The organism is Rhodoferax sp. (assembly GCF_039922535.1).
GTDB lineage: Bacteria > Pseudomonadota > Gammaproteobacteria > Burkholderiales > Burkholderiaceae_C > Rhodoferax_B.
Genome location: NZ_JBDTEM010000361.1, coordinates 1 through 7,766 on the forward strand (window position 1 = coordinate 1; position 7,766 = coordinate 7,766).

The 7,766-nt window shown below is 59.4% G+C and carries 9 protein-coding genes; 4 read left to right on the forward strand and 5 right to left on the reverse strand.

The window, feature by feature from the left end:
- From ABI213_RS17230 to lptF, 4 genes are all read right to left on the reverse strand, one after another.
- Positions 1–209 (reverse strand): LysR family transcriptional regulator (locus tag ABI213_RS17230; protein ID WP_348027989.1); only part of this gene is annotated, 209 nt, incomplete at its 3' end.
- Between the two features lie 43 nt (positions 210–252).
- On the reverse strand, positions 253–624 hold the full coding sequence (locus ABI213_RS17235; protein ID WP_348005875.1) for a CbiX/SirB N-terminal domain-containing protein: 372 nt from the start codon (positions 622–624) through the stop codon (positions 253–255).
- Between the two features lie 8 nt (positions 625–632).
- On the reverse strand, positions 633–1,748 hold the full coding sequence (gene lptG, locus ABI213_RS17240) for an LPS export ABC transporter permease LptG (protein WP_348005874.1): 1,116 nt from the start codon (positions 1,746–1,748) through the stop codon (positions 633–635).
- Positions 1,745–2,848: an LPS export ABC transporter permease LptF gene (gene lptF / locus ABI213_RS17245; protein WP_348027991.1), complete on the reverse strand. Its 1,104-nt coding sequence runs from the start codon at positions 2,846–2,848 to the stop codon at positions 1,745–1,747. The genes lptG and lptF overlap by 4 nt, the downstream gene beginning before the upstream one ends.
- A gap of 71 nt (positions 2,849–2,919) precedes the next feature.
- Here lptF and ABI213_RS17250 point away from each other — a divergent pair, with 71 nt between their 5' ends.
- From ABI213_RS17250 to ABI213_RS17265, 4 genes are all read left to right on the forward strand, one after another.
- Positions 2,920–4,494, forward strand: a complete 1,575-nt coding sequence (locus ABI213_RS17250; protein ID WP_348005872.1) for a leucyl aminopeptidase — start codon at positions 2,920–2,922, stop codon at positions 4,492–4,494.
- A gap of 16 nt (positions 4,495–4,510) precedes the next feature.
- Positions 4,511–4,945, forward strand: a complete 435-nt coding sequence (locus ABI213_RS17255) for a DNA polymerase III subunit chi (RefSeq protein ID WP_348005871.1) — start codon at positions 4,511–4,513, stop codon at positions 4,943–4,945.
- A complete protein-coding gene (locus tag ABI213_RS17260) occupies positions 4,942–5,259 on the forward strand; it encodes a hypothetical protein (RefSeq protein WP_348005870.1) in 318 nt (105 codons plus the stop codon). The genes ABI213_RS17255 and ABI213_RS17260 overlap by 4 nt, the downstream gene beginning before the upstream one ends.
- 162 nt (positions 5,260–5,421) lie before the next feature.
- A complete protein-coding gene (locus ABI213_RS17265) occupies positions 5,422–6,555 on the forward strand; it encodes a branched-chain amino acid ABC transporter substrate-binding protein (protein ID WP_348005869.1) in 1,134 nt (377 codons plus the stop codon).
- 191 nt (positions 6,556–6,746) lie between these two features.
- On the opposite strand, the gene ABI213_RS17270 is transcribed toward ABI213_RS17265, so the two are convergent.
- On the reverse strand, positions 6,747–7,766 hold a 1,020-nt coding region (locus ABI213_RS17270; RefSeq protein ID WP_348027993.1), incomplete at its 5' end, for an NDP-sugar synthase.

Below are 7,766 nucleotides of genomic sequence, written 5' to 3' on the forward strand. Positions count from 1 at the left end.
ATGCTGCTGAGCACGTGCTGGCCGGGTTCGGTGATGCGTTTCAGGCGCTTGCCGTGGCGGGCAAAAATTTCTACACCCAGTTCTTCTTCCAGCTCGATGATGGCTTTGGAGACACCGGGTTGGGAGGTGTGCAGGGCTTTGGCGGCCTCGGTCAGGTTGAGGCCACGCCGAGCGGCTTCTTGGACAAAGCGGAATTGGTGTAGGTTCATATCGAATTTCAGCTAATTTTGAAATTCATTATGCCTGAATCATCTATGCAGAAGGCTCCAGCGCGATCTTGGCCAGTAGCGCGACGAGTTGCGGATTTTCGCCCACTGCCGCCTGCAAAACGATGTCTACGCCGGGGTGCTGCTGGCGCAAATCGGCCATTAGCAGCGGCAGGTCTTCGCGCACGTGGCGGCCTACGCCCAAGAACATGGGAACCACAGTGAGCTGTTGCGCGCCCTGGGCCACCAGCTGTGCGGCGGCGCTGGGCAGATCGGGTTGGGTGAGCTCCAGGAAAGCGCAGGCAACCTGCACTTGCGGTTCTGTTGCCGCAACTTGGGCGGCCACGGCTTCCATCGGCAAGCGCCACAAGGGATCCCGCGAGCCGTGGGCAAACAAAATAACACCGCGATTTTTCATAGAGATGGTTAGCGTCTAAGGACCAGCCAGCCAAACGCGGCCAGCGAAAGCATGGAGTAAATCAGCCCCGGCGCGGCGGCGGTCAGCCAGGGCTGCCAGTTTTGCAGGTTGCCGATGTAGCCAAACACGTTGTTCAGCAAAAAGAAGCTGATGCCGGCCATCACGCCGCCAAACACATAGGTGGTAATGCCCCCGGCGCGAAAGTGCAGGTAGGCAAAGGGCAGGGCCAGCACCACCATCACCAGGCAGCTCAACGGATAGAACACCTTGCGCCAGAACTCGATTTCGTAGCGCTGGGCCGACTGGCCGTTGGCATTCAAGTGGCGGATGTACTGGAACAGGTCCAGCGTGGCCATGCGGTCGGGCTTGAGCAGCGCGGTGGAGACCATCTCGGTGCTGATCTCGGTCGGCCAGCGGTAGCTGGGCAGGTGGCTGCGCTCGACGCTGGCGGTGTCGGTGGCCTGCGTGTCCTGGGTGTGGAAGCTGCTGCGCTCTACGTTGGTGAGCGTCCAGGCACCGCCGCTGGCCACGTCGGCGGACTCGGCGTGCATCAGCGACACCAGCAGGCCGTTATGGTCAAACTCGAAAATCCGTACGCCTTGCATGCGTCCCTTGGCACCCAGGGAACTGACGTTGGTGGCAAACGAATGGTCGTCTTGCTTTTCTTTGAGCCAGGCACCCGTTTGGCCGATGGTGATACCACCTTGGTAGCGGGCTTTGATGAGCTGCGCGGCGCGGTCGGACACCGGGGCCAGGTAGTCGCCAATTGCAAAGGTCAACACCACAAACGCCAACCCCAGCAGCAAGAGGGTGTGCAAAGCCCGCCAGGGGCCCAGGCCGCTGGTGCGCAAAATGGTGTATTCCGAGCTTTGCGCCAGCCGGGCCATCACAAAGATGGTGCCGATCAGCACGGTGATGGGCAGCAGCTCGTACAAATGGCTGGGCACCATCAGCGCCACCACCAGCAGCGCGTGGGTGAGCTGGTAGCCGTTTTCACCGGTTTTACCCACCCAACGCAGCTCGTCTACAAAGTCAAAAAAGAAAAACAGCGCCAGAAAACCCAGGGTCACAAAACCCACGGCGACCAAAATTTCTCTGTACAAAAGTTGGCGGATGGTCCTCATGCTGCGGCTCCGGTACGGTTGCGCGGCAACAGGTTGCGCCAGGAAAGGTGGCTATGCCGCGCCAACAGCCAGGCCAGGGCCAGCACAAATACGCCGCCGTGCAAGCCCAGCATGAAGCTGCCAAACGGCACGGCACCGTTGGCAATCCAGCTCTGGCCCAGATTCAGCAGGTTGTAATACGCCACAAAGGCAAACAGCGCAAAAAGTATGTTGCCGCCCCGGCCAGAGCGCGGGTTGCCGCCTGACAGGGCCAGCGCGATCACCACAAAATTCAGCGCCGCGAATGACAGGCTGAGCCGCCAGGCCAGTTCGCCCAGGTTGAGCGCATTGGGCTCACGTACCAGGTCCAGGCTGGAGCGTGCGCGCGAGGGTGGGGCATCCAGTGCGCCCATGGCATTGCCACCAATGCGGGTGCCGTACTCTTTGAATTCACTGACCTTGAGGTCGGGCTCGCCCAGGTTGGACTCCAGCCGCTGGCCGTTGCTGAGTATCAAAAACGGTTGCTCGTTAATGCGATCGATCTTGGCGCTGCGGGCCGAGGTGACGGTTTCCTTGCCGTGGCCGATGGACGAGATAAAGATGTTGTTGCCACTGCGTTTGTCGGGTGAGTCTTTGTCGATAAAAAATACCCGGTTGCCGTTGGCAGACTCTTGGAACTGCCCTGGCGCGATGCGCTCCAGGTCGCTGCGTTGCTCGTAGCGGTCTTTCATGTCTTGGATTTGCTGGTTGGACCAGGGCCAGACTACCAGGGCAAACGCGGCCACCGCCAACAAAATAGGCCAGGCAAAGCGGAACAGCGGGCGCAGCAGCCCGACCAGCCCTTGGCCACTGGCGAACCAGATCACCATTTCGCTGTCGCTGTACATGCGCGAGAGGGTACTGACGATGGCCACAAACAGGCTCAAGGTCAGGATGGTGGGCAAATACCCAAGGACGGTGTAGCCCAGCACCATCATCACCTCGGATGGGTTAACCGCGCCCTTGGCGGCCTGGCCCAGGGTGCGGATCAGCATCATGGTCATCACAATCGTGACCAGGGCGACCAGCGTAGCGCCGAAACCGCGCGCCAGCTCTTTGCGAATAGAAGAATGGAATAACATCGTTAACGGATTGCAAGCTATCGAGTGACTGGCCACATCTGGCCCAACCGACACGACAACACGACTAAATTATGAACTTTGAACTGAAATCCTTGGACCTGGCCGCCTGCGCCGCCGAGAAATGCGATGCCTTGATTGTGCTGGTGTCCGAAGCCTTTGCACCCGGCAAGGACGCATTGTCTCAGTTGATTGCACAGGCCCGTAGTTCCGGGGATTTGGAACCCAAGCCGGGCAAGTTGCTGCAAATGTACCGCCCGGCCGCGGCCACCGCCACGCGGGTGCTGCTGGTGGGCGTGGGCGATGGCTCGGTGCGCCACGTGCGCCAGGCGGTGGCCACTGGGGTAGCGGCCGCCAAAGCCAAGGCCGTCCACAAGATACTCATCAGCTTTGCCGGTGCCGCTGCCCAGAAGTCCGTGCGTGCGGTCGTGCAGGCGGTGGCCGAGGCCACCTACGTCTACACCACCACCAAATCCAAACCCGAAGGCCGCGTGTTAGCCAATGTCTGGCTGTGCGCCCCCGATGCCGCCGCAGCCAAAGCCGAGCTGGCCCTGGGCATGGCCACGGTAGCCGGTGTCGAGCTGGCCAAAGAATGGGCCAACCGCCCCGGCAACCACGCCACCCCCACGATGCTGGGCACGGCGGCCAAGGCGCTGGCGCGTTTCCCCAAAATCCAGTGCGAAGTGCTGGGCCCCAAAGAGGTTGCGGCGCTGGGCATGGGTTCCTTTATGTCGGTGGCCCAGGGCTCCAAGGAGCCGCTGCGCTTCATCGTGCTGCACTACACCGGCGCAGCCAAGACTGTGGCTCCCACGGTGCTGGTCGGCAAGGGCATCACCTTTGACACCGGCGGCATTTCCATCAAGCCTTCTGCTGAGATGGACGAAATGAAGTTTGACATGTGCGGTGCCGCCAGCGTGCTGGGTGTGTTCCGCGCGCTGGGCGACTTGAAGCCCGCCATCAACGTGGTCGGCCTGATCCCGGCCTGCGAAAACATGCCCGACGGCGGCGCGGTCAAACCCGGCGACGTGGTCACCAGCATGAGCGGCCAGACCATCGAAAACCTCAACACCGACGCCGAAGGCCGCCTGGTGCTGTGCGACGCGCTGACCTACGCCGCGCGCTTCAAGCCCCGCGCCGTGATCGACATCGCCACCCTCACCGGTGCCTGCGTGGTGGCCTTGGGTGGTGTTCGCAGCGGCATGTTCTCGGCGGATGATTCGCTGGCTGCCGCCTTGCACGCTGCGGGTGAATCGTCGCTGGACCCTTGCTGGCGTCTGCCGCTGGACGACGAATACGGCGAAGGCCTGAAGTCCAACTTTGCCGACATGGCCAACGTGGCCGGGCGCGCAGGCGGGGCCATCACCGCCGCCAAGTTCTTGCAAAAGTTCACCGCCAAAATGCCGTGGGCGCACTTGGATATTGCCGGCACGGCCTGGAAGAGTGGGGCGGCCAAGGGCGCCACCGGTCGGCCTGTGGCACTGTTGCTGGACTATGTATTAAATCAGCCTCCAGCGCAGATACTACCTGCGCAGGCAGCTACTAAATCGGTAGCAAAGCGTAAAGCGACCGTCCCTGCAGTTGCTGCGCGCAAAGTGGCTGCCACCGCCAAAACGCCGCGCAAAACACCTGGCAAAGTGTCGGCCAAGTAAGCCGGGTTGCTTGCACATGACCCACGTAGAGTTTCACTTCAACGCGCCCGACAAAATCGCCTACGCCTGCCGTTTGCTGCGCAAGGCCAGCCGCCAGGCCGGGCGGGTGGTGGTGGTCGGCTCTGCCGAGGTGCTGCAGGCGCTGGATGCGGCCTTGTGGAGTTTTACCGCCACCGACTTTGTGGCCCACACCTTGGCCACTTCTGATGCCGCGGTGCTGGCCGCGTCGCCTGTGCTGCTGCTGGAGTCGGCGCTGGAGGCCCCGCACCAGCAGGTCTTGCTGCAGTTGGGCGACACGGTGCCCGCAGGGTTTGAGCGCTTTGAAAGGCTGATCGAGGTGGTCACGCTGGAGGAAGAGGACCGCGTCCTGGCCCGCCAGCGCTGGAAGCACTACGCGGGCCGCGGCTACGCGGTCCAACGCAAAGATTTAGAGCTGAAAGAGCCCGCATGACCTTTGACGCCCCACGCCAACCCCCGCGTTTTGTGCCCACACTCACCGAAGTGGTGCAGCCCAATTCGGTGCCTGTCGCACCCGCGACACCTTTGGGATTCATGAGTTCCGAGGCTCTGGAAGACCAAATCATCCACCGCGTGATGCAGCGCATCGACCTGTCGCTGGAGCGCCGTTTGCGCGAAGCGGTCGCCGCCATGGTGCTGCAGCAAACCCAGTCATTGGTGCCGCGTTTGCGCGAAGAAATCGAGTTTGTGGTGCGCCAATCGGTGTCCGATGCAGTAGCCGACGAGCTGGCAACACGGGTGCTGTAGACCGTTCAAAAAGACCGTTTTTGTATGCCTCAAATGGGTGCAAAAACAGTTGTCCGTGTGTTCCCTATGTGTCAGGCCTAAAAATTGCGGTATGGTTCGGCCCGTGGATTTACCCATTCACTGTGTTATCGCTATCCAGCCATTTTGTACATTGGAGTTTTTATGCAAATGAAGTTGAAATTGACTGTAGCTGCTGCCATTACTGCTGTAGCAGGTATGGCTTCCGCCCAGGACGTGCAGGTCGTGAAAATCGGCCATGTAGCCCCTATGTCTGGTGCGCAAGCCCATTACGGCAAAGACAACGAAAACGGTGCCCGTATGGCCGTGGATGACTTGAACACCCAGAACATCGTGATTGGTGGCAAGAAGATCAAGTTTGAGCTGGTGGCCGAAGACGACGCTGCCGATCCGAAGCAAGGTACGGCTGCTGCACAAAAGCTGTGCGATGCCAAGGTCAACGGCGTGGTGGGTCACTTGAATTCGGGTACCACCATTCCTGCATCCAAGGTCTACAACGACTGCGGTATTCCCCACATCACAGGTGCGGCAACCAACCCCAACCTGACCAAGCCTGGTTACAAAACCACCTTCCGTATCATCGCCAATGACAACTCGCTGGGAGCAGGACTGGCCTTCTACGCCACCGATGCCCTGAAGCTGAAGAAAGTCGCCATCATTGACGACCGTACCGCTTACGGCCAAGGTGTTGCCGAAGTGTTCAAGAAGACCGCCATGGCCAAGGGCATGACAGTTGTGGACGAACAGTTCACCACCGACAAGGCCACCGACTTCATGGCGATCTTGACCTCCATCAAGTCCAAAGCACCGGATGCCATCTTCTTCGGCGGTATGGACCCCCAAGCGGGCCCGATGCTGCGCCAGATGGAACAACTCGGCATGACCAACGTCAAGTACTTTGGTGGTGACGGCCTGTGCACCAACGAAGTGGCCAAGCTGGCTGCCGGTGCCAAGACGCTGGACAACGTTGTGTGTGCTGAAGGCGGCGCTTCCCTGGTCAAGATGCCAGGCGGCGTGGAATGGAAGAAACGTTATGACGCTAAATTCCCTGGCCAGTTCCAGATCTACAGCCCCTACACCTACGATGCCACGATGGTGCTGGTCGACGCTATGAAGCGTGCCAACTCCACCGACCCCAAGGTCTACACCCCTGAAATCCTGAAGACCAACTACAAGGGCGTGACCACCACCATCAGCTTCGAACCTAATGGCGAACTGAAGAACCCATCGATCACTCTGTCCGTCTACAAAGACGGCAAGAAGACCGCGCTGAACTAATCGGTTCCAGCACCCACAAAAAAGCCACCGCGAGGTGGCTTTTTAACGTCTGGAGCTTGGTAACTAATGCTATTTTTTAAATAGCTGTTTCTGCAAGCTATATAAGGGCCGGTAGCCTAAAAGGCATTAAAGCTTCACTTTGGCAGTCCATCTATAGTGGCACGTAGTAGGCGGCCTGGGGCTGCGCAACATCAGGCCCGGGCGTCGCCCCAACGCAATTGGGCAGTTTCATCACCGCGGTATAAGGTTTCTCCCTCACGGTCCACGCAATAGTTGGGCGACACGATCATTTCGTTGAAGTGCATGTCGGCAGCGATGCGGGTGTACTCAAACAAGATGCTGCGCGTCACCTTGGCACCCGAGCGAATGTGGCTGCCGTGGCCGATCCAGCAGGGGCCAATGATGGTCGCACCGGGCTCAATTTTGACGCTAGAGCCGATGTAGATCGGCCCTTGGATGTTGCATTGTTCCCAGGCAATAGATGTGTTGAGCCCCACCCAAATGCCGGGCTTCACTTCCCGTCCTGGAATATTCATTTGTGCAACTTCGCCGCGCAAGACGCGCTGCAACACGGCCCAGTAGTCGCTCACTCGGCCAATATCGATCCAGTTGAAGAATCGCTTTTGCGCGAAAAAAGGCAGCTTCTGGGCCACCAGTTGCGGGAACAGCTCGGAGCCGATGTCGTACACCTTGCCCGCCGGAATCATGTCAATGGCTTCAGGCTCGAAAATGTAGATACCTGTACTGGCCAGTGTGGACTGGGCATCTTCTGGCTTTGGCTTTTCCTGGAAGGACTGAATTTGACCTTCCGCATTGGCCACCACAATCCCATAGTTGGAGACTTCCTCGCGCGGCACATCCAGTGTCACCACGCTGGCAATCGCACCCTTAGACTTGTGTTCGTGCAGCGCCGCACCAATGTCCAGATCGATCAGCGCATCACCACACAACACCAGCGTTGGTTCGTCAAAGAAGCCGCTGAAGTCCTGGATACGGCGCATGCCGCCGGCCGAACCAAAGGGCTTGGGAATTACGTCGCCATGTTCGCGCACGCCCTCATAGGCGTAACCAATCTGCACGCCCCACCGGTGACCATCACCAAAGTACTGTTCAATCTTGTAGTGGTTGTAAGCCACGTTAACCATGATTTCTTTGATGCCATAGTTTGCCAAATGCTCGATCAGGTATTCCATAACCGGCTTGCCCAAAAT

What these genes read in the sequence shown, in the direction of transcription:
- ABI213_RS17250 (WP_348005872.1), top strand. Translation starts at nt 2,920, where the DNA reads ATGAACTTTGAACTGAAATCCTTGGACCTGGCCGCCTGCGCCGCCGAG.
- lptG (WP_348005874.1), bottom strand. Translation starts at nt 1,748, where the DNA reads ATGAGGACCATCCGCCAACTTTTGTACAGAGAAATTTTGGTCGCCGTG.
- ABI213_RS17255 (WP_348005871.1), top strand. Translation starts at nt 4,511, where the DNA reads ATGACCCACGTAGAGTTTCACTTCAACGCGCCCGACAAAATCGCCTAC.
- lptF (WP_348027991.1), bottom strand. Translation starts at nt 2,848, where the DNA reads ATGTTATTCCATTCTTCTATTCGCAAAGAGCTGGCGCGCGGTTTCGGC.
- ABI213_RS17265 (WP_348005869.1), top strand. Translation starts at nt 5,422, where the DNA reads ATGCAAATGAAGTTGAAATTGACTGTAGCTGCTGCCATTACTGCTGTA.
- ABI213_RS17260 (WP_348005870.1), top strand. Translation starts at nt 4,942, where the DNA reads ATGACCTTTGACGCCCCACGCCAACCCCCGCGTTTTGTGCCCACACTC.
- ABI213_RS17235 (WP_348005875.1), bottom strand. Translation starts at nt 624, where the DNA reads ATGAAAAATCGCGGTGTTATTTTGTTTGCCCACGGCTCGCGGGATCCC.